Annotated in this window: 19 protein-coding genes; 13 read left to right on the top strand and 6 right to left on the bottom strand. The window is 40.9% G+C overall.

Going from position 1 to position 20,100, the window contains the following annotated elements; genetic code table 11:
* The 3 genes from porM to F1E73_RS10665 all read left to right on the top strand — a co-directional run.
* The coding region (porM, locus tag F1E73_RS10655; RefSeq protein ID WP_150451894.1) for a type IX secretion system motor protein PorM/GldM at positions 1 to 1,330 on the top strand (1,330 nt) is incomplete at its 5' end.
* A 118-nt stretch (positions 1,331 to 1,448) separates the two neighbouring features.
* Entirely contained in the window at positions 1,449 to 2,351 is a 903-nt protein-coding gene (gene porN, locus F1E73_RS10660; protein WP_150451895.1) for a type IX secretion system ring subunit PorN/GldN, read from the top strand.
* 204 nt (positions 2,352 to 2,555) lie between these two features.
* A complete protein-coding gene (locus tag F1E73_RS10665; protein WP_086475982.1) occupies positions 2,556 to 3,602 on the top strand; it encodes an NAD(P)/FAD-dependent oxidoreductase in 1,047 nt (348 codons plus the stop codon).
* Here the strand turns inward: F1E73_RS10665 and F1E73_RS10670 are convergent.
* A complete protein-coding gene (locus tag F1E73_RS10670) occupies positions 3,599 to 3,991 on the bottom strand; it encodes a DUF983 domain-containing protein (protein ID WP_086475983.1) in 393 nt (130 codons plus the stop codon). The two genes, F1E73_RS10665 and F1E73_RS10670, sit on opposite strands and share 4 nt — an antisense overlap.
* 64 nt (positions 3,992 to 4,055) lie before the next feature.
* Between F1E73_RS10670 and F1E73_RS10675 the strand changes: the two genes are divergently transcribed.
* The 3 genes from F1E73_RS10675 to F1E73_RS10685 all read left to right on the top strand — a co-directional run bounded on the left by F1E73_RS10675 (position 4,056) and on the right by F1E73_RS10685 (position 7,563).
* A complete protein-coding gene (locus tag F1E73_RS10675) occupies positions 4,056 to 5,972 on the top strand; it encodes an ABC-F family ATP-binding cassette domain-containing protein (protein ID WP_150451896.1) in 1,917 nt (638 codons plus the stop codon).
* 315 nt (positions 5,973 to 6,287) lie between these two features.
* Positions 6,288 to 7,193 carry a leucine-rich repeat domain-containing protein gene (locus F1E73_RS10680; RefSeq protein ID WP_150451897.1) on the top strand — a complete coding sequence of 302 codons (906 nt, stop codon included), beginning with the start codon at positions 6,288 to 6,290 and terminating at the stop codon, positions 7,191 to 7,193.
* Positions 7,194 to 7,380: 187 nt separating this feature from the next.
* Positions 7,381 to 7,563, top strand: a complete 183-nt coding sequence (locus F1E73_RS10685) for a CPXCG motif-containing cysteine-rich protein (protein ID WP_086476029.1) — start codon at positions 7,381 to 7,383, stop codon at positions 7,561 to 7,563.
* A 159-nt stretch (positions 7,564 to 7,722) separates the two neighbouring features.
* On the opposite strand, the gene F1E73_RS10690 is transcribed toward F1E73_RS10685, so the two are convergent.
* Entirely contained in the window at positions 7,723 to 10,440 is a 2,718-nt protein-coding gene (locus F1E73_RS10690) for a M16 family metallopeptidase (RefSeq protein ID WP_150451898.1), read from the bottom strand.
* A gap of 145 nt (positions 10,441 to 10,585) precedes the next feature.
* Here F1E73_RS10690 and F1E73_RS10695 point away from each other — a divergent pair, with 145 nt between their 5' ends.
* From F1E73_RS10695 to F1E73_RS10710, 4 genes are all read left to right on the top strand, one after another.
* The gene (locus F1E73_RS10695) at positions 10,586 to 11,614 is read left to right on the top strand and encodes a formylglycine-generating enzyme family protein (protein ID WP_086475986.1); all 1,029 of its coding nucleotides are present in this window, start codon (positions 10,586 to 10,588) and stop codon (positions 11,612 to 11,614) included.
* A gap of 36 nt (positions 11,615 to 11,650) precedes the next feature.
* Positions 11,651 to 12,187 carry a YceI family protein gene (locus F1E73_RS10700; RefSeq protein WP_176328441.1) on the top strand — a complete coding sequence of 179 codons (537 nt, stop codon included), beginning with the start codon at positions 11,651 to 11,653 and terminating at the stop codon, positions 12,185 to 12,187.
* 168 nt (positions 12,188 to 12,355) lie between these two features.
* On the top strand, positions 12,356 to 13,360 hold the full coding sequence (locus tag F1E73_RS10705; protein ID WP_150451899.1) for an FAD:protein FMN transferase: 1,005 nt from the start codon (positions 12,356 to 12,358) through the stop codon (positions 13,358 to 13,360).
* Positions 13,361 to 13,594: 234 nt separating this feature from the next.
* Positions 13,595 to 14,782, top strand: coding sequence for a M20 metallopeptidase family protein (locus F1E73_RS10710; RefSeq protein ID WP_150451900.1), 1,188 nt, complete (start codon positions 13,595 to 13,597; stop codon positions 14,780 to 14,782).
* Between the two features lie 77 nt (positions 14,783 to 14,859).
* On the opposite strand, the gene F1E73_RS10715 is transcribed toward F1E73_RS10710, so the two are convergent.
* Entirely contained in the window at positions 14,860 to 15,330 is a 471-nt protein-coding gene (locus F1E73_RS10715) for a hypothetical protein (RefSeq protein WP_086475990.1), read from the bottom strand.
* A gap of 304 nt (positions 15,331 to 15,634) precedes the next feature.
* Here F1E73_RS10715 and F1E73_RS10720 point away from each other — a divergent pair, with 304 nt between their 5' ends.
* The 3 genes from F1E73_RS10720 (at position 15,635) to F1E73_RS10730 (ending at position 18,246) form a co-directional block, all read left to right on the top strand.
* Positions 15,635 to 17,113: a hypothetical protein gene (locus F1E73_RS10720; protein ID WP_150451901.1), complete on the top strand. Its 1,479-nt coding sequence runs from the start codon at positions 15,635 to 15,637 to the stop codon at positions 17,111 to 17,113.
* A gap of 99 nt (positions 17,114 to 17,212) precedes the next feature.
* Positions 17,213 to 17,635 (top strand): arsenate reductase family protein, encoded by a 423-nt coding sequence (locus tag F1E73_RS10725; RefSeq protein ID WP_191089007.1) that lies wholly within the window; start codon positions 17,213 to 17,215, stop codon positions 17,633 to 17,635.
* Positions 17,636 to 17,763: 128 nt separating this feature from the next.
* Positions 17,764 to 18,246 carry a Dps family protein gene (locus tag F1E73_RS10730; RefSeq protein WP_086476699.1) on the top strand — a complete coding sequence of 161 codons (483 nt, stop codon included), beginning with the start codon at positions 17,764 to 17,766 and terminating at the stop codon, positions 18,244 to 18,246.
* 309 nt (positions 18,247 to 18,555) lie between these two features.
* Here the strand turns inward: F1E73_RS10730 and F1E73_RS10735 are convergent, their stop codons facing one another.
* Genes F1E73_RS10735 through F1E73_RS17615 form a run of 3 tightly spaced genes read right to left on the bottom strand, consistent with a single transcriptional unit; the run spans position 18,556 to position 19,960 of the window.
* The gene (locus F1E73_RS10735; protein ID WP_086476698.1) at positions 18,556 to 19,587 is read right to left on the bottom strand and encodes a helix-turn-helix domain-containing protein; all 1,032 of its coding nucleotides are present in this window, start codon (positions 19,585 to 19,587) and stop codon (positions 18,556 to 18,558) included.
* Positions 19,588 to 19,613: 26 nt separating this feature from the next.
* Positions 19,614 to 19,760 carry a lmo0937 family membrane protein gene (locus F1E73_RS18120; protein WP_223883413.1) on the bottom strand — a complete coding sequence of 49 codons (147 nt, stop codon included), beginning with the start codon at positions 19,758 to 19,760 and terminating at the stop codon, positions 19,614 to 19,616.
* A 53-nt stretch (positions 19,761 to 19,813) separates the two neighbouring features.
* Positions 19,814 to 19,960, bottom strand: a complete 147-nt coding sequence (locus tag F1E73_RS17615) for a hypothetical protein (protein ID WP_176328470.1) — start codon at positions 19,958 to 19,960, stop codon at positions 19,814 to 19,816.
* Between the last annotated feature and the right edge of the window lie 140 nt (positions 19,961 to 20,100).

The following is a 20,100-nucleotide window of genomic DNA, read 5'->3' on the forward strand; positions in this document are numbered from 1 at the left end:
GAAAATTAAGGAATTATCCGAGGAGTATTATGCCTATTTAGAAGGTATTAAGAAAGATATGATGGCCAGTGTAAAGGATCCGGAAGATTACCAGGTAATGGATATGACGGATTATTTGGATCAGCGTTTCTTTAGAGGAGGAAAGGTAAGTGCCGAAGGAAAGGAATTTTTGGATAAATTGATAGCCTATCGTACACAGATCACTGCAGTAATGCCCAAGGAATTGGAGGCTGTAAAATCTTCCGTACAAACCAGGTTTGAAACCGGTGACGAAAAAGGCTTGGTGGAAAAACGGGATGGCACTAAACAAGATTGGTTAAGTTATCACTTTGAAGGGTATCCATTAATTGCCTCTTACACCAAATTAACCTCGCTTCAGGCAGATGTTAAGTCCACCGAAGAGGACGCTTTAAAGGCTATGTTGCAAGGCCAGTTAAGTAGTGAGGTGTCTATGACCAACTATACTACCTTGTTAGAACAGGAAAAATCTGCTTTCTATTCCGGTGAAAAATTTAGTGGAAGTATCGTTCTTGGACGTAAAGATGCAAGTACTAGGCCCAATGAGGTGAACCTTACCCTAGACGGAAGAAAGTTGAGCGAAGGAACAGATTATGTAATAGAAGACGGGAAGGTAAGGTTAACAATTAATGCCGGAAGCGCTGGAGATCATAAGATAGAAGGTAATTTGGTGTTTATTCAGGATGGAGAGCGTACAGAAGTACCCGTATCCTCCACCTTTGCTACCATTACCAAGCCTAATGCAGCTGTAATTTCTGCAGATAAGATGAATGTGGTGTACCGTGGCGTGCCCAACCCAATAACCATTTCTATTCCTGGAATTCCAGATAATAACGTTAATGCCTCTGCACCTGGTCTTTCCAAGCGAAGTGGGAGTAATTACATTATGAATCCTGGCAAGGGAAGAACCGTTTCCATAACGGCTTCAGGTAAATTGCCCGATGGGCAGGTAATTACAACCTCTTCCGAGTTTAGGATTAAGGATATTCCTAGGCCTTCGGGCTCTATCAGAGGAGAGACGGGAAGTACAAGAATGGGAAAAAACAACTTGGAGATTTCTACTGTAGGAGCGCTGTTGGAAGACTTTGATTTTGACTTGAACATTGCCGTTAGTGGATTTAAATTTAAGGTGCCTGGACAGCCAACAGTGGTGGTAAATGGAAATAAATTGGATAGTAGAGCCAAGTCTGCTCTGCAAAGAGCCAGTCGTGGAGATCTAGTGCAGATATTTGATATTGAAGCGTATATTACCAATAATAGGAGTTATAAGCTTCCAAGGGTGTCCCCAGTGGTGATCGAGATAACAAATTAATGACTTTATGCTTAGTACCAGGGTAGATGGTTTTTAATCCCCCGCTTCTGCCTTTGGTAAAATAGCTATAGCAGCCGGGAGGTAACGCTATGTATTTAATACGATAAATTAAGAACAGATGAATTGGAAAAATGTTTTGTTAATTGGGGCCGTAACCATGTTGCCGCTATCCATTTGCGCCCAAGCAAATATCCTGAATGCAAAAAAGCCACAGGAGATAGGTCAAAAAACAGCGGCACAAAAGGCGCAATATAACGATGCTCCGCTACCCTACGGTTATGTGGATGAAAGGGATATTCTTTGGTCCAAAACGGTGTGGGAGGTAATTGATCTGGACGAACGTGTCAACTTCCCGCTTTACTATCCCTTGGATACCGTAGATATTGGTCCGGATAGAAGGTCTTTGTACGATGTGCTAATCAAGAATATAAAGAACGGAAATCTTACGGATATCTATGTAGATTCTTATTTTACCGAAAAAAGAAATTTCAGTGACCTGGAGGCCACCTTGAAGAAAACGGATACCTTAGACCTAGGGTATGCGCAGTTGAATGCAGGAGAACCAGTATCCCCAGAGTATATTAACCAAAGAAGTATCGTAGCTGCAGATTTGGAGGAATACCTTATAAAAGGAATGTGGTATTTCGACAAAAGACAAGGAGAACTTAAGTATAGATTGCTCGGAATAGCTCCTGTGGCTCCAGACGTTAACTTTATAGATGATTCCTCTGTAGATCCCGCCGATGCAAAAGTAGCCTTGTTTTGGGTTTGGTATCCAAGTGCAAGACAGATTTTACACGATGCTAAGGTGTTTAACCAACGCAATTCTGCACAGCCTATTTCCTTTGATATGTTGCTGAACGCAAGAAGATTTAACGCAACCATTTACAAGGAAGACAATGTATACGGAGACCGTGAAATAAAAGACTATATCTCGGACAATGCGTTGTTCCAATTATTAGAGTCCCAACGTATAAAAGAGGTTATACGAGACCGGGAACAAGATATGTGGGCTTACTAGCCTAATACTAATCCAATTCAGATATCTTAAAAAGTGCCACATCGAAAGTTGTGGCACTTTTTTTTGTAAACAGCTATGCTTGTTGGGTATTCTACTATAATTGGAGCAATCCCCTCAAAATGGTAAGCAGTAAAGGATTTGGTTGTAGGCGGAATAATTAGCTTTTTTTGCAGAGAATTAAATTCCCTACGCTACTTTTACAGCATGTTAGATTATTTAGTGGTAGGGGCGGGCCTCGCAGGAATTTCCTTTTGTGAGACCCTCCAAAAAAATAATAAGTCGTTTGTGGTGATTAGCGACAATTCCCAGGTCTCCTCTGTAGTGGCTGGTGGATTGTGCAATCCCGTTATTTTAAAGCGGTTTACACTAGCGTGGAAGGCGAAAGAGCAGTTGGAGAGAGCTGTGCCATTTTATAAGGATTTGGAACAGCGTTTAAATAAAGAACTGCTTCATAAGCTGCCGGTTTTAAGGCGTTTCAATTCTATTGAAGAGCAGAATCTGTGGTTTGAAGCTGCTGATAAACCCAACTTAAAACCTTTTCTATCCACAAAACTTAATTTTGACATTAATGACCAAATAGAGGCACCCCACGGATATGGAGAAGTTCTCGATACTTGGAAGTTGGATACAGCAACCTTGGTAGCTACTTATGTGGCCTGGCTGCAGGAAGGGGATTCGATGCGATTCCAAACCTTTAATTTTGACGAATTGAAAGTGTTGGCTACTCATGTGGAATATCAAGACCTAGCTGCTAAGCAACTTGTATTTGCCACAGGTTTCGGACTTAAAAAGAATCCCTACTTTAACTATTTGCCGCTTAATGGAACCAAAGGGGAGCTCCTGACGATTAAAGCGCCCCTATTAAAGGAGTCTAAAGTGATAAAATCCTCTGTTTTTATCATTCCAAAAGGAGACCATCTTTATAGGGTGGGAGCCACCTATAATAGGGACGATAAGAGCAACCTGCCCACGGAGGCTGCGAAGGCCGACCTACTGCAAAAATTAGATCGATTTCTTAAATGTCCTTATGAGGTAGTAGATCATGTGGCCGGTGTGAGACCTACGGTTAAGGATAGAAAACCTTTGGTAGGCAAACATCCCCGGCATCCACATCTGTACTGCTTAAATGGATTTGGTTCTAGAGGGGTTATGTTGGCTCCAACGGCCGCTCAGCAACTCTTTGATCTGATAGAACAGCACATTCCCTTGGATAAAGAAATAGATATTTCCCGTTTTCCTCCTACCGATTAAGATGTTTTTTTCTTTGTTGCGTCAGGATCGTAATGTATAAAGAAGTTGATCCAGATGTTCCTAGAGACCCTAATTATAAATGGCATAAGGACAATCAGTGTCAGGGTAATGGCAATAAAGGTATTGGTTAATGATGCCTTTAATATTAAATAAGCGATAACGAAGGTTGCTACCCCTATCGCTACTCCAACCCCATAACTCACGTACATGGCGCCAAAGAAGAAGGAGGGCTCCATCTTATACCTAGTGTCGCAATGCGAACATTTTTCGTGCATTTTAAATATGTTTAACATATTGTAAGGGTTCTTGTCCTTATACATGCTCTCTTGGTGGCATTTGGGACAAGTTCCTGTTAAAATACTGAAGAGTTTGCTTCCTTTTTGTAACATTTGCAAAAGTTTATGCGAACTTACAGAATTGTTTAATGATTTATTCTGAAAATAGTCACAAAATATGTTGAACATCCACAACCTCTCCGTCTCTTTTGGAGGGGAATACTTATTTGAAGAAATATCTTTCCGATTGAATGCTGGCGATAGGGTTGGACTTATAGGTAAAAACGGGGCCGGAAAATCGACCCTCTTAAAAATATTGTCCAAGGACATGCCGGTAGACTCGGGCACAATAGCCGCCGATAAGGACCTTAAAATGGGTTTCTTGCGTCAGGACATAGATTTTGAGCAGGGAAGAACGGTATTGGAAGAATCGTACCAGGCGTTTATAGAGATCAAGGAATTGGAATTGAAGTTAGATGAGATTAATCATCAACTTGCAGAGCGCACAGATTATGAATCGGATAGCTATAGCCAACTAATCGTGGATCTAAACGATGTTACGCATCATTTTGAAATTTTGGGTGGTTATAATTATGAGGGAGAGACGGAAAAAATATTGTTGGGTCTCGGGTTTAAACGGGAAGATTTCCACAAAAAGACAGAGACCTTCTCTGGAGGTTGGCGTATGCGCATAGAATTAGCAAAACTGCTTTTGCAAAGTAATGACGTGCTTTTACTGGATGAGCCTACCAACCACTTAGATATCGAATCCATTATATGGCTAGAAAACTTCTTGAAAAATTATCCTGGGGCGGTGATGATTGTTTCCCACGATAAAATGTTTTTGGATAATGTTACCAATCGTACCATTGAAATTTCTTTGGGTAGAATCTACGACTACAATAAACCTTATTCCCAGTACCTGGTGTTGCGTAGTGAGATGATGGAGCAGCAGTTAAACGCCCAGAAAAATCAAGAAAGAGAGATACAGCAGGCAGAACGACTCATAGAGAAGTTTAGGGCAAAAGCTACCAAGGCCTCCATGGCGCAATCCCTTATTAAAAAACTGGATAGGATGGAGCGGATAGAGGTTGATGAAGATGATAACAGTGTGATGAATCTTCGATTTCAAGTATCCGTGACGCCCGGAAAAGTGGTGGTAGAAATGGAAGGCTTAAGTAAGAGCTATGGGGATAACCATGTTTTGCAAGACGTAGACCTGTTAATTGAAAGGGATACCAAAACGGCTTTTGTTGGGCAAAATGGACAGGGAAAATCTACCTTGGCAAAAATTCTGGTGGGAGAGCTAGACCATACAGGTCACTTAAAATTGGGGCACAATGTGCAGATAGGTTATTTTGCGCAAAACCAGGCAGAGTATTTGGATGGCGATAAAACAATCCTGGATACGATGATTGATGCTGCCAATGAAAGCAATAGGAGTAAGGTAAGGGATATTTTGGGGTCCTTCCTATTTAGGGGCAATGAGGTAGAGAAATATGTGAAGGTGCTTTCCGGAGGGGAACGAAACCGCTTGGCATTGGCCAAGATGCTATTGCAGCCCTTTAATGTCCTAGTTATGGATGAACCTACCAACCACTTGGATATAAAGTCTAAGAACGTCTTAAAACAAGCCCTTCAGAATTTTGATGGCACCCTTATACTAGTCAGTCACGACCGAGACTTTCTTCAAGGACTTACCAATAAGGTGTACGAGTTTAAAGACGGTAATATCAAGGAATATCTAGGGGATATCGATTACTATCTGGAAGAACGTAAGGTGGAAGATTTTAGGGCAATAGAGAAAAAATCGGCCCCTGTAAAAAAGAAAGAGAAAGTAAAGGAGGAACAGGTTAGTTTTGAGGATCAGAAGAAACTGAGATCATTAAAAAACAAATTGAAGTCTACCGAGAACGAAATCTCCAATCTGGAGAAGAAAATTGCCTCCATAGATCAAGAGCTCCTTTTAAATTATGATGCTACCATAGCAAAGCCTAATTTTTTTGAATCCTATGAGAAGAAGAAAAAGGATTTGGAAAAACTAATGAAGGATTGGGAAGCGCTTAGCATGGACTTGGAACAGTTTCAAGATTAAGCCCTCTTCTTTAAAATGGGGTCTTTGCACATACGCGGAAGAAACTACTGTGAATTGGATAAAGGCCGGCATTTGATTCTTAAAGTACTGGTAGTCTTGTTATGATATTCATTATTTCTAGTGAGCTTACATCAGTGTAGCATCACTTGTGCAATAAGCCTTTCACCACAGTTTGCATGGGTTTCACCACAATTTTGAGATGCAGCCGGTCAGTTTATCGATTATTTTTGCTTTTCAACCCTTATTGCCCGTAGTTTGTGGGGTAATTCCCTGATAATCTGCCGCTATTGGTAAGCATAGGAAAACAACATCGATATGAAATTTTTGGGCTATCATTCAAAATTCAAATATATACTGTTATTTATAGGATGCTGTGTTGGTATAATATCCACACTTAAGGCCCAGGTTCCCGAACAGGAAAAAGAGGTGCTTTTGGCCTTGCACAAGCTTACGGCAGGTGACCAATGGAATACCCAATGGGATTTAGATCAGGAAGTGGAAGCATGGCATGGGGTAGGTGTAAAAGATGGACATGTGGTATCCATCAACCTTTTTATGAATAATTTGAAAGGGAGTTTGCCTAATAACCTTGGAAACCTGACGCATCTAGAGGAGTTAAACCTTGCTTTTAATAAGATAGGGGGGCAGCTTCCAGAAAGCATTTCCCAATTATCTGAACTAAAAGTGCTACAGCTGGAAATGAACCGCCTAGTAGGGCAGCTTCCAACTAACATAGGAGAGATGAGGGCTTTGGAACAGTTAATCCTTTTTAATAATTCGCTGTCTGGTTCCATTCCCCAGAGTCTGGGTAACCTCAAAACCCTTAAAAACCTCAATTTATCCAGTAACAACCTATCTGGAAATATTCCCGCTTCCTTGGGGCAACTCTCCAATTTGGAACAGCTTGGATTGTTCGATAATAGACTTAATGGAGCTATCCCCAATGAAATGGGTAGCTTGTTAAAGCTAAGGGAATTGGTGCTTGCTAATAATGAATTGGGAGGTGCCATTCCAGATGAGTTCTCTAATTTGGCTAGCCTGCAGGTGCTTCAGCTACAGAATAACAATATTTATTCCTTCGATGGTCTAAGGAAAATGGATACTGCTCAGTTCCTGGTGTTCGATTATGACAAAGGGAAAGAAGAAGGGAAGTTTAAGGAATTGAAGGTAGACCGTACACGCATGGTAGACACCAAATTTGAAGACGATATTGAACCTTAGTCAATTGGTGTATCCGCTGGGAAGAAGTGATTGGGCATTCTGCAAAGCCCTGGCTCACGGTAGTTCCAAATTACTATGGAGACAGCCTTTGATTTAGGGTCATGGGTACCGCTTGCTTAAATTCCTGTCTGTTTCTAATTCTATATTTCTTAGTAACTTACAGCATAAGGGAAAAATAAAAGGTACCATGTACGAGCAGTTTTTTCAATGCCCCTATTGTTGGGAAGAGATTTCTATGCTTTTGGACACCTCCGTGGGGTCCCAAAATTATGTGGAAGACTGTGAAGTCTGCTGTAATCCCATAAGTATTACCGCTAGGTTTAGTGATGGAGAGCTCATAGGTTTTGAGGCGGCAGATCTTGGGCAGTAGGGATAGCTGTTCTTTGGTTGGCCAAGTTTGGACTTAGATTGGTCTCCATGCCATGAAATTAAAGAAAAAGAGGTTTACATTTTGGAGGAATGCGGTTTCCAGGTTTTATCCAGTTACCATCCTTGTATCCATTTTGTAAACCTCTTTTTTAGCTGCGTACTATTTTTTGTAGTCTCCAGCATTCACAACGGTCCACTCCTTATAGGGTTTTATATAGGTTTTTATGGCCTTGTTCACCTTCGCTACAGTTAAACTCTTTACTTTTTCTTCCAATTCCTTTTGGAATTCCATGCTGCGATTGTAGAAGATGTTGTTATTGATGAGTCCGGCTAACTCCCCATCTTTAGCTCTAGAAACGTTTTCTTCCTGAACCCATCCATTTACCGCATCCTTCAATTCGTCCTCTGTAATCCCATCTTTGATATATCTATCTAACTCTTCTTTAAAGCCTTGCTGCACCTTTTCATAATTGCTAGGCGCATAGATGGCGTATAGTATTAAGGAGGAGTTTTGGTCGTTCTTATTATGATCGGCTTGGAATCCAGCCCCTGCACCATAACTTACACCGTCTTTTTGACGTAATCTTTCCGCGATTCTAGAGTTTAAGAATCCGCCTCCCAATATAGTAGTAGCAATGCTTAAGGCTGCATAATCCTCGTTTTCCTGACTAATTTGTACGTTTAGGCGCCCTAGGGTCATCGCATTTTGTTTGTCTGGCGTTAGGATGTCCTCGTTGAGGGGCTGGGAAGCGGTATAAGGATTTTTAAGTCGCTCATAAGGGTGTTTGCTCTGGAAATTGGCAAACTCCTTTTCCATAAAAGTGGTTACCTCTGACGGCTGCATATCCCCTATGGCTACCATAATGGATTTACCCAAACCATAAAAAGATTCGTGAAAGGCTTTGAGGTCTGCAATGGTCAATGCTTTTATGGCGGCTTCCTCCTCGGCTACCGTCATGGTATATAGCGGATGTCCTTTTGCATACGGATTATTTATTCGAGATAATCTTTTGGAGGCGAGGAACTGGGGTTCGGTCTTATTGCTTTCTAGCATAGCTAGATGTTCTGTTTTTAATTTTTCCAATTCTGCCGGATCAAAAGAAGGGGTTTTAAGCATTTCGGCCATAAGGGCCAAAGAAGCCATCAGGTGTTCTTCCTTAGAATTTACATAGGCATAAATATTCCCGTTACTGGCGCGGAAAGAGACAGAAGACTGAAGTTTACTTAGTTCGTCTGCAATCTGTTGCCTAGTTTTGGATTGGGTGCCTTTATCTAACATGCTAGCCGTATAGGACGGAATTAGCCCGGTGTTGTAAAGCGATTTTTCATTCCCGTTTCTCATGCTAAAGTTGAGTAGCACCGTTTTTCCTCTATTGTTTTTCTTTATGATGCCGTATTCAATCCCGTTAGATAATTGGCCTTGCTCCAGTCTTTCTGCAATGGCGTTATAGGAAACATCAAAGGCTTCTCCCATGCCCATATCTTCCTTGCCTGTGTAGTTGGCAACCAAGGCTTCTAGATCTTGGGTGTGCTCTATGGCTACTCGCTCCGGTTGTTTGGTAGGGATAAACCTACCTATGGTCCTATTGGTGGGAATTAAATATTTGGTAGCTGCCCTATTTACTTTCTCTAAGGTCATTTCTTCTACCCTGTCCCGATGTATAAATGCCAAACGCCAATCGCCAGCCCCAATAAACTCGCTCATATAGGTACCTAAGAAAGAGGAGTTTCTTAGAATCTGATCCATTTGCTTTAATAGGTTAGATTTAGCCCTGTCTAACTCTTCTTGGGTGATAGGGTTTGTTTTAAAACCATCCATGGTGCTTTTAAGTTCGCGTTCTACCTCTTCCATGCTCTTTGTAGAGGGTACATTAACATTCACATAAAGAAAGCCGGGTTCCTTGGTAAAGGGGGAGAACGACCATAGTGAAGAGGCTTTTTGCGTCTCAATTAAATTCTTATAGAGTCGCCCCGATGGCTCATCCGTAAGGATGTTCTCTACCACGGCCATGGCCGCATAATCTTCATGTGAACCAGCAGGGGTATGGTACATGGCCGAAACCACCTGTAGATCACCAATTCTGCTTAAGCTTACTGTTTTCTCTCCGTCTTGTGCGGGTTCTTCCGTATAGTAATCCCTTAAGGGAATGCTGGGCTTCTCAATTTTGCCAAACTTCTCTTGGATGAGCGACAAGGTGGTGGCCTCATCAAATTTTCCGGTAACCATAAGAACGGCATTGTCCGGTCTATAATACTTCTTGTAAAATGCCTGTAGGTTTTCTATGGGGACGCGTTCAATATCCGATCGGTTTCCTATGGTAGAGTTTCCGTAGTTGTGCCAGAGATAGGCAGCATTGATTACTTTACTCATAAGAACACCTACGGGATTGTTTTCCCCACTTTCAAATTCGTTCCTAACCACGCTAAACTCGCTTTCCAAATCCTCTTTGGCAATAAAGGAATTCACCATTCTATCTGCTTCCAGATCTAAGGCCCAATCCAAATTGTCTTCGGTGGCATTAAAGGTTTCAAAATAATTGGTACGATCATACCATGTGGTGCCATTGGGCCTTGCGCCTCGGGCACTCAGCTCCTTTGGGATATCTGGATGGTTTGGGGTGCCTTTAAAAACCATGTGTTCTAGTAGATGTGCCATGCCTTTCTCACCGTACCCCTCGTGCCTAGAGCCCACTAAGTAGGTGATATTCACAGTGATGGTCTGGGCAGAATTATCGGGGAACAGTAATACCCTAAGGCCATTATCCATCTTGTATTCCGTTATGCCTTCTACGGAAGCTACTTTTTTAAGTTGCCCATACGAGTGGTAGGAACAGATAAATAATCCTATTAGAAATAGGTTCCATATTTTGGTTTTCATGTGAGTGTGGATTTGATTACTCCCAATATTACAATATTTTTTGTAAGACTTCACCGCTGTGTCCATAGAATTTTTGAGGTTAAGCTTCGTACTTTTCAATAATTAGTAATATTTTTAGCAACTTAATCTAATTGTCTATTACATAATGTATCATTTTACCAGCTCTAAGTTTAAGACCGTTGTAAACCCAATTTTTTCATCTGTTATTGTATTGTTCGCCTTATGGTCCTGCAAATCCACCGCTCCTGCCTTGAAGGATTCCGGAACGGAGGCGGTAGCCGAATCGTACGTGGAGGAAATTCCCACTACCGATATTTCTTTTGAAATGGTATTAATACCCGAAGGAAATTTTATGATGGGAAGTCCAGATACCGAAACCAAAAGGAATGCCGATGAAGGACCGAGGAGAGCGGTAGAGCTAGATGCGTTTTATATGGGGAAGTACGAACTTACCTGGGATGTTTTTGAGCTGTTTTTTAAGCAAAATAAAGAAATGTTCCAAGATTTGGAAGCGAGTAAGTTGGCGGCCATAGACGGTATTACCAGACCTAGCCCACCCTATGAAGATCCTTCCTATGGAATGGGGAAAACGGGGTATCCGGCCATTAGTATGTCTGCTTATTCTGCCTTGGTATTTTGTAAATGGCTAAGCTCGGTCACGGGAAAATTTTACCGTTTGCCTACAGAGGCAGAATGGGAATATGCCGCTAGAGCAGGTACTGAAACCGCTTATTCCTTTGGGGATGATGCATCAGCGATCGATGATTATGCGGTGTATTATAAAAATTCTAATAACCAATACGCCAAGGTGGGAACCAAAAAGCCTAACCCTTGGGGCTTATATGATATGCATGGGAATGTAGCAGAATGGACCCTAGACGAGTATAAGGAGGATGCATACGCCACCACCGAACCTAAGAATCCATGGGTAAAGCCTACTGTTATCCATCCTAGAGTGATTAGGGGTGGTTCTTGGGATGACGATGCCGATGTGCTCCGATCCGCGTCCAGAGTGGCATCAAGTATTAATTTGCAAAAAAGAGACCCTCAGATCCCTAAAAGTTTTTGGTGGAATACGGATTCCAACTTTATAGGATTTAGAGTGGTTAGTCCAAAAGTACAGCCTTCCAAAGAGGAGCAGGAAAAGTTCTGGCAGACCGTTTTGGACGAGTAGTCGTTTTTTAGGGCATTAATGAAAAACATTATCGATATGAAAATTAAAATAACTTTTATAGCCTTATGGCTGGTTGCCTTTACGGGAATTTCACAGAATACATACACGCTGTCCAAAGAAAGTGTGCTGAATATTAATGGAACCTCAACCGTTCACGATTGGACCGTTAAGGCCAATACCCTACATGGGAATTTAACCTATGGAGAGAAAGTGGAAGATGTGGAACTCCGGGTGGTCGCTCCAGACATAGAAAGTGGCCGTGCCGCTGCAATGGATAAAAAAATGCACGAAGCCCTGAAAGCCGAAAAGCATCCCGAGATTACTTTTAAATTTCAGAATCTATCCGATACGGATCCTAATGCCCTTCAAGGTGTTTTAGCCATAGCAGGGAAAGACAAACAGGTAGTGCTTCCCTCGGAAATTACCGAGATAGACAATGGTTTTCGTATAAAAGGCTCCTATGCCCTAAAACTGCAAGATTATGGGATGGAGCCGCCTACAGCTATGTTTGGTCAAATTGTTGTTGGGGATACGGTCACGGTAGATTACAATCTTGTTTTTGTAGGTAAGTAATCGTATTCATAAGACGTTAGGGACCAATAGTTCCTTGTAATAACATAGGGCGTGCTAGCTGGGAGATATCCCTGTAGGGTTGTACTAGTTTAGCGAAGGTTGATGGAACTTCAAGGATAATATGTCGTCTTAATTAATCTAATCCAACAGATTGCGGTGAAACCAGATGTGAATACATATAAGCACTTACTTTTAGCACTGGTCTTATTCGCTACTTTGGGTAGTGCCTACGCCCAATCTAGGGTGACCTATACCCATCAACAAATGGGTACCCAAATACGACTGGTTTTTTATGCGCCAGATAGTATAGATGCCGATAGGGTGGCCCAATTGGCCTTTAAGAAGATAGATGATCTAAATTTAATCTTAAGCGACTACCTGCCCAACAGCGAGCTAAATAACCTGAGTAAAACGGTACATGCCAAGGTGCCGGTAAGCAAGGACCTGTTTCAGCTACTACATCAATCCTCGGCAATGAGTGATGCAACTGCGGGTGCTTTCGATATAACTGCTGGACCAGTGGTGGCCCTTTGGAGAAAAGCAAGAAAGAACGGAGTAGTACCTACTACAGAGGAGATTGAGGCCGCCAAAAAAAAGGTGGGCTATAATAAAATACGTCTACTTCCAGATTCCCTAGTAAGCTTATCTACTCTGGGAATGCAATTGGATGTAGGGGGAATAGGGAAAGGATATGCGGCAGACGAGGTTATACAGTTATTGAAAAAAATGGGGGTAGCGTCTGCCCTCGTAGATATGGGAGGAGACATTACTGTGAGTGGTGCCCCTCCAGACAAAGCCTATTGGGTTTTGGGATTCAGTTATTACAATTCTTTGGGTGAGGAGGCCTTTACCAAACTTAAACTAAAGAATAAGTCGGTGGCTACCTCAGGGGATCTGTATCAGTATTTTACCGTAGATGGCAAGCGCTATTCCCATATTGTAGATCCAAGTACAGGGATGGCCATCACCAATACCATACAGGTTACTACTATTGCTCCCACTGGAGCTATGGCCGATGCCTATGCCTCGGCATTGAGTGTTCTTGGTATAGAAAAAAGCAAAAATATCCTAAAACAAACTCCGGGATTGGAGGCTTTTCTGGTCACAGATAGTCCGGCAGACTATGAACAATGGAACAGCCAAGGTTTTCTAGATTATATTATAAGTGATTAACATACTAGGGTTTAGGATACGATAGCAAAGTAATCAAAGGAGAATTCCGGGGAATATTCGTGTCCAAATCCCTGTCGTCCTTCGTCCCGGGAAAGGCGAAAAAAGTCTACCTTGTTTTGTTAAGAGAAAGAGCTTATGCCATATAAAAAACTATTTTCTTGGAACGAAGGGTATATGCCAAACGAAGGGTGTAATTAGAGCTGCCGTATCATCAATCTATAATAAAAAAATACTATGGTCTTAAAGGAGAGAATTAAAGAATTGTCTAAACAATTTACGACAGAATATGTGGAGGTAAGAAGATATCTTCACCAACATCCGGAGCTTTCTTTTAAGGAATTTAATACTGCTGATTTTTTAAGGAAAGAGCTGCAGAAAATTGGTATTACCGATATTGTTTCGGTGGCAGAAACGGGGCTATTGGCAACTCTTCACGGTCGGGAAAAGGGAAGGACTATTCTTTTAAGGGCAGATATGGATGCCCTTCCCATCCAGGAGGAAAACCAAGTAGAATATGCCTCTAGGATTACTGGTGTAATGCACGCCTGTGGTCATGATGTACATATGAGCTCGTTATTATTTACCGCTAAAATTCTTTTTCAGTTAAGGAGTGAATTTATCGGGACTGTAAAATTATTGTTTCAACCAGGCGAAGAATTGATGCCAGGAGGGGCTACTTTGGTTATGAAGGAGGAAGTTTATCAGCAATTGGGAAAGATCCCTCATTTGGGGCAGCACGTTATGCCTAAATTACCGGCAGGGAAGGTAGGATTCAGGGCAGGGCAATTTATGGCTAGTATGGATGAGGTATATCTTACCGTGATTGGGAAGGGCGGACATGCGGCAGTGCCGGAAGAATGTATAGATCCTATTCTTATTGCTTCACATATCGTTGTAGCCTCCCAGCAATTGGTGAGTAGAATGGCATCGCCAAAAATGCCTAGCGTGCTATCCTTTGGTAGAATTATAGGGGATGGGGCCAATAATATAATTCCCGATCGCGTGACTATTGAAGGGACATTTCGGACCTATGATGAACATTGGCGGGATCTAGCTATAGAAAAGCTTACTAAATTGGCCAAGGCCATAGCGGAAGGAATGGGCGGGGAATGCTATGTGAATATACCCAAAGGCTATCCGCATCTTAATAATGACGAGCCTTTGACCAATTCCATGAAAAAAAGCGCTATCGCATTTCTAGGAGAAGAAAATGTAGTGGATTTAGACCAGTGGATGGCAGCAGAAGATTTTGCCTATTATACGCAAAGTAATCCCGCATGCTTTTATCTTCTTGGGGTAGGGAATACAGATAAGGGAATTACATCAGGGTTGCATACGGCTACTTTTAACATAGATGAAGTGGCCTTGGAAACAGGAGGTGGGCTAATGGCATGGTTAACTTTAGAAGCGCTGGTGCAATAAAAAGTGCTAATAATGAAAAAAGGTATTGGAAAATTGTTTCCCAATACCTTTTTAAAATAGTTTATGTCTGCAGTGAATTAGAACTGGTATCTAATACCTAATGCGATATCCATATCCAAATCATCTGAGTACTTGCTGTTGAAGCCCAATTCTGGCCTAATATCCAAGGATAGTAATAGCGGAATATCAAAATCATATTCTATACCAATATTACCTGCAACAAGGGCAAAGGTACCGTCAGATACATCGGAATCAAAACTTCCTAAACCTGCTCCAGCACCTACGTACCAATGGAAATCACCATCCAATGGCATTACCCACTGGTATAACCCTACCAATTTAAAGGCATCAACGTTGTCCGAACTTCTCCATCCAAGATCAAATTCTAACCTGTTACTTTCCTTTAAATAGCGTTGGTAAGAAATCTCTCCCCCAAATCCGTTATTGTCACCAAGGCGTAATCCCAGGGCATTTTCTGAAATTGATTGAGACTGGGCACTTAGGGTCATTAAAAGTGCGATTGTAAGAAAACCAATTAATTTTTTCATCTCTAAATGTTTTAATAGATTTAGTTTAATACTGTATTGTGGCTTGTTAAATTGCCTTATTGATTAAGAGCCAAAATTAATAAAAACCTGCATGATTATTGTACCTTATCCAATTAAAAACTGATGCAAAAACCAGCGCAATTAAATAAATTCTCCTGTTTTTTTATGCAATAGGCTCTTTATCAGCATGCGGCTTATACGGAGCTTTAAAAACCAATTTGCCATGCCCAGAAGAAAAATATATATAGCAATTTTAATTTCAATTTTCATTTTGTTGGGAATATTGGTGGGGGCAAATTTTCTGATGAAATCGAAAATAGCCAAGGCGCTGAATAGTAAACTTCCTACGCATATTAATTTGAGTTATGACGAATTAAAGGTGAACGTGTTGTCTGGATCCGTAGACTTACATAAGGTTGCCATAGCGTTGTTGGATCCAGATAGTGGGTTGGTGCATACCAGTATAGACCTAGAGGCTATGCATTTAAAAGGCCTGGGGTACTTTAACTTGCTTATAAATAAGGAAGTGGTGATCCGAGAGTTAGAGTTACAACAACCAGAGATAGCATATACACCCCATCACCATACCTCCAAAAAAGCCTCCAAGAATGTGGAAGTAGTAGATTTGGAGTATAAAATTATTTTGGAAAACCTCAGCATTAAAGCGGGGAAGTATACCCAGTTGCAGCAAGATTCCGATAGGCCAAAATTAGCGATAGATGCTTTTAATCTTTCCCTAAGGAGCTTGGAGCTTAGTAGGGAGAGTTTAGCGCAAAGCATCCCATTCTCCTACCAAGAACCCAAGTTTGTAGCTCAACAACTATCTATGGATCTCAGTACTTATGAAACACTCCATGTAGCTAAGGTGGCATATGGGAGTAGCGGGATGGGGGTATTGGATTTTGCAATAAAATCTAAGTATGGCAAAAAAGAATTGTCCCGTGTTTTAACCGTGGAACGGGACTATATCAACCTACTAATTCCAGAGCTGCAATTTTCCGATCTGGATTTCGGATTTAATAAGAAGCAACTATATCTACATATTGGGAGTGCAAGCATGAAGGCCCCAAATTTGGAATTATACCGTGATAAATTGATTGGTGACGACTTAAAACATAAGCGATTGTATAGCCAAATGCTGCGTGAATTGCCACTGCAGCTTCATATAGATCAGCTGGTGATTAATGAAGGGTTGGTTTCTTACGCAGAAAAAGTAACAGAAGGAGTGGCAGTTGGTGAGATAATTTTTTCTGATTTAAATGCCGATATAAGCCAGGTGTCCAACATTGAAAAGAATGCTGGTAAGGTGAAAGTTCAGGTTCGCGCTAAACTGATGAGGGAGGCCGATCTGCAGTTGGATTGGAGTTTTGAGCCGCAGAATGAGAGCGATGCCTTTTTGGTTTCTGGTAGGTTGCTCAATATGAAGGCCAATAGTATTAACCCTTTTCTAAGTCCCAACCTTAGGGCAGAGGCCAAGGGGGCGGTAGAAGAGCTATACTTTACTTTTAGTGGGGATGAAGTGAGTGCTAGCGGGGATATGAAAATGAAGTACCGGGATTTTAAATTTGTGATCTTGCAGAAAGATAGAACGGGGGTAAATAAGTTGCTCACCGCCATAGGCAATATATTTACCAACGACGGTTCTAATGCAGACCCAAAAGGTTACCGGTACGGGACCATCTATGCCCGGCGAGATCCTACCAAATCCTTCTTTAATTATTTATGGCAAAATGTTAAGGAAGGGGTGATAAGTACGCTTACGGGAAATGGTGAAAAAGATTAACAAGGCAACTACTAATTGCGTCAATATTAAAATGGAAAAAGATCCCGTGATCCCTAAGGCTAACTTACCTTTTCGGTAAAAATAAAAATGGGGGTACTAATGAAGGACGACCGACAAATAACACTCTACTATCATTCTGGGACTTCCCTGGGAAAACAGACCTATGCGTATGTGACTTCTTCCGAGAAAAAGCTCTTGGCAATAGACATTGCAAAGAATAAAGTAACCGGTACACAGTGGGCAGAAATGGCCGATAACTTAGGAATAACAGTGTGTGAGCTTATCGATATGGATCATCCAGATTTTGTTGCACTTTATGGGCGCGATAAACGCGATCTGGATTGGGAGGATTGCTTAAAAATCCTTGATAAAAATCCAATTGTATTAGCATATCCCATTGTAATTAATGGAGGTTCCTATAAAATGATTAAAACCCCTACAGAATTTGTGAATTATCTAAGTGGGGATAGTTCGGGAATCCAAAGTGGGGAAGGGGCAGCTGGTATTAAGGAGTCCGACTAAAGTATGCTATAGGGGTACTTTTTATCAACTAGGGTTTGGGGCAATATTTTATTTTTCCAGATCAAAGGACTCTTTGTCTTGGATTTACCTTGCCGTTATAACTAAAACAAAATTAAAAAGTAATAAAAATGGATTCAGCACAAACATCTATAGGTATCAATAAGGATAATAGAAAATCGGTGGTAGATATGTTGCGAAAACTTCTGGCCGATGAATATTTACTGTATACCAAATTAAGGAATGCACATTGGAATGTGGAAGGAATAGACTTCCATACCAAGCATGTGTTTTTTGAGGAAGAATACAATAAAATAGAGACTATTGTAGATGAGGTGGCCGAAAGGATACGGATGTTGGGCTTTTATTCTCCCGGTACCCTGGGAGAATTTCTAGAACTATCGCATTTAAAGGACGAGCGGCCCGAGAAAACCGATAGTGTTACCCTAATGGCTGCACTCCTTGAGGATCATACCACTATTATAAAATTTATTAGAAAAAGTATAGGGGAAAATGCGGAAGCGCATAATGATGAAGGTACTGCAGATTTTATTACGGGAATTTTACAGGTACACGAACAAATGTCCTGGATGTTACGAGCTTCCTTAAAATAAATTAGGGGAATACCATTACCCTCTTCCTACAATTCCACAGAAAACTATCTGTGGAATTGTTTTTTAACCCTATCCTACTAGAAGTTAGTTAGGAGCATAATGCGAAAAAGGTAATAAACATTGCTGCAATTATAGTGAGGCTTCATCAAAATTGGTTTTCTGTAATCTAGGAATGATGAATGCTAAAAAGCATCAACTTAGTGTTACTATGGAATTTGGAGCAGGGAGGTGCCAACGTCTGTGATATAAGGACAAAAAAACCGATCTCTTTGAGATCGGTTTTTTCAGTTTTTATTACCAAAGTGGTTCCTATGCGGTTACCGCCATGGATTTTTGATGGTCCTGGTAAAATTTGGGGCTACAGTTATAGCGCTCTTTAAATATTTTGGAGAAATAGCTTCTACTGGTAAGTCCTACACTGTAAACTATTTCGGAAATATTTAAGTCGGTAGTTTTTATCATATGCTCCGCAGTTTCCACTCGTACATTCCTAATATAATCTGTAACGGTCCTATTGTGGAGGAGCTTAAACCCTTCCTGAAGCTTTGCGGGCGATAGGCCAGATTTGGAACTTAAGTATTTTAGGTTATACTGAATTTCCGGGTAGTTTCGTATAAATTTAGAAAGCTCCCTTATATCGTCCATTTCGTCTTTGGTTAAAGAACCAAAGTTGTTTTTTGCATTTTTTTGATCTTCCTTGTGTTGTTGTATTTCTTGGGCTAATATTAAATGAATGGTTCCTTGAATCAATAAATGGCGTACCAGCCCTTTTTGAGTGATAGCGGCCAATTGCTGCATCTGCTCTGCAATTTTTAAATTATAGGATCCCGTGTAGGTATAGGTCTCCTTGCCATCTTTAGGCATAAAAGTTTTCAAAAGATTATCCCTTAATTGATCCATGCTTTCATCCTTGGAGTCTTGGTGGTTGCTTGCTACCATAATATTGGCAACTCTTACCTGCTCATCCTTTTCAAAAAAGAGGAGGGATTTCTTAGCGGGAACACTGGAGAAAATTCCTGTCTGAAATTGATTCAACCTATGTTTGTCAGATTCATTTTCAAACCTAAGGGTTATTTTCCCTTTTGCACAATACATAAAGTGTATCGGATTGGTGTCTGGGGCATAGCTGTTAATCAAGGTGTCTTCCTTGAAAGTTACATCGTACTCCAAAAAACATATTCGACTTTTAAAACAGACACCTGTTATTACACCCCGCGCCATGGCGTTGTCCAAAACCAAATTATATTCCTGCGGGCGAACTTTTAAGGTGCCTCCTAAAGTTTGTTGTAACTGATCAAAAATATCTTTTAAATTGCTGGTGGATATGTGTATAGTGTTCATAGTTGTATGTTTAAAGGTTCTTAATCTTACTTATCCCTTACCACTTTTATTATCATCGCTAATACGGCCAGTAGTAAGAAAAAATGTATTAACATGCCTATATGGAGTACAAATAAGCCTATTGCCCAAATGACAAGCATTATAACTGCTATTAGGAATAATATTCTGGACAATTGGAACGCTGTTCTATTTGTACAAGTTTGGTGCCCTCGTCAAAGCAATTATGCTAGTTGGAATTATAATCTGTGGTTTGATTGGTCATGCCCATAATAAAATTATCCGTTATAAAAGTATCTTTCTCTACTCTGGAAGCGAGGGTCCAACGCTTTCCAACTTTTGAATTTAAGGATGGCTTTTCTTTAGATTTCTTCATGGTCCGTATAGTTTTAAAGGGTTAGTATCTATTAACTATTCACAAAGTTCGACAAAAGGGGAGGCGATGGTGTTATAGAATTATAGACTTCTGTTATATAATTATGCTAAAACACCTATTTTTCACCTATAAGCGCATAA

This window comes from Arenibacter lacus (assembly GCF_008711145.1).
GTDB lineage: Bacteria > Bacteroidota > Bacteroidia > Flavobacteriales > Flavobacteriaceae > Arenibacter > Arenibacter amylolyticus.

What these genes read in the sequence shown, in the direction of transcription:
- F1E73_RS10685 (WP_086476029.1), top strand. Translation starts at nt 7,381, where the DNA reads ATGTACGAGCAGTTTTTTCAATGCCCCTATTGTTGGGAAGAGATTTCT.
- F1E73_RS10735 (WP_086476698.1), bottom strand. Translation starts at nt 19,587, where the DNA reads ATGAACACTATACACATATCCACCAGCAATTTAAAAGATATTTTTGAT.
- porN (WP_150451895.1), top strand. Translation starts at nt 1,449, where the DNA reads ATGAATTGGAAAAATGTTTTGTTAATTGGGGCCGTAACCATGTTGCCG.
- F1E73_RS10680 (WP_150451897.1), top strand. Translation starts at nt 6,288, where the DNA reads ATGAAATTTTTGGGCTATCATTCAAAATTCAAATATATACTGTTATTT.
- F1E73_RS10730 (WP_086476699.1), top strand. Translation starts at nt 17,764, where the DNA reads ATGGATTCAGCACAAACATCTATAGGTATCAATAAGGATAATAGAAAA.
- F1E73_RS10720 (WP_150451901.1), top strand. Translation starts at nt 15,635, where the DNA reads ATGAAATCGAAAATAGCCAAGGCGCTGAATAGTAAACTTCCTACGCAT.
- F1E73_RS10700 (WP_176328441.1), top strand. Translation starts at nt 11,651, where the DNA reads ATGAAAATTAAAATAACTTTTATAGCCTTATGGCTGGTTGCCTTTACG.
- F1E73_RS10690 (WP_150451898.1), bottom strand. Translation starts at nt 10,440, where the DNA reads ATGAAAACCAAAATATGGAACCTATTTCTAATAGGATTATTTATCTGT.
- F1E73_RS10715 (WP_086475990.1), bottom strand. Translation starts at nt 15,330, where the DNA reads ATGAAAAAATTAATTGGTTTTCTTACAATCGCACTTTTAATGACCCTA.
- F1E73_RS10710 (WP_150451900.1), top strand. Translation starts at nt 13,595, where the DNA reads ATGGTCTTAAAGGAGAGAATTAAAGAATTGTCTAAACAATTTACGACA.
- F1E73_RS10675 (WP_150451896.1), top strand. Translation starts at nt 4,056, where the DNA reads ATGTTGAACATCCACAACCTCTCCGTCTCTTTTGGAGGGGAATACTTA.
- F1E73_RS10665 (WP_086475982.1), top strand. Translation starts at nt 2,556, where the DNA reads ATGTTAGATTATTTAGTGGTAGGGGCGGGCCTCGCAGGAATTTCCTTT.
- F1E73_RS10725 (WP_191089007.1), top strand. Translation starts at nt 17,213, where the DNA reads ATGAAGGACGACCGACAAATAACACTCTACTATCATTCTGGGACTTCC.
- F1E73_RS10670 (WP_086475983.1), bottom strand. Translation starts at nt 3,991, where the DNA reads ATGTTACAAAAAGGAAGCAAACTCTTCAGTATTTTAACAGGAACTTGT.
- F1E73_RS17615 (WP_176328470.1), bottom strand. Translation starts at nt 19,960, where the DNA reads ATGAAGAAATCTAAAGAAAAGCCATCCTTAAATTCAAAAGTTGGAAAG.
- F1E73_RS10695 (WP_086475986.1), top strand. Translation starts at nt 10,586, where the DNA reads ATGTATCATTTTACCAGCTCTAAGTTTAAGACCGTTGTAAACCCAATT.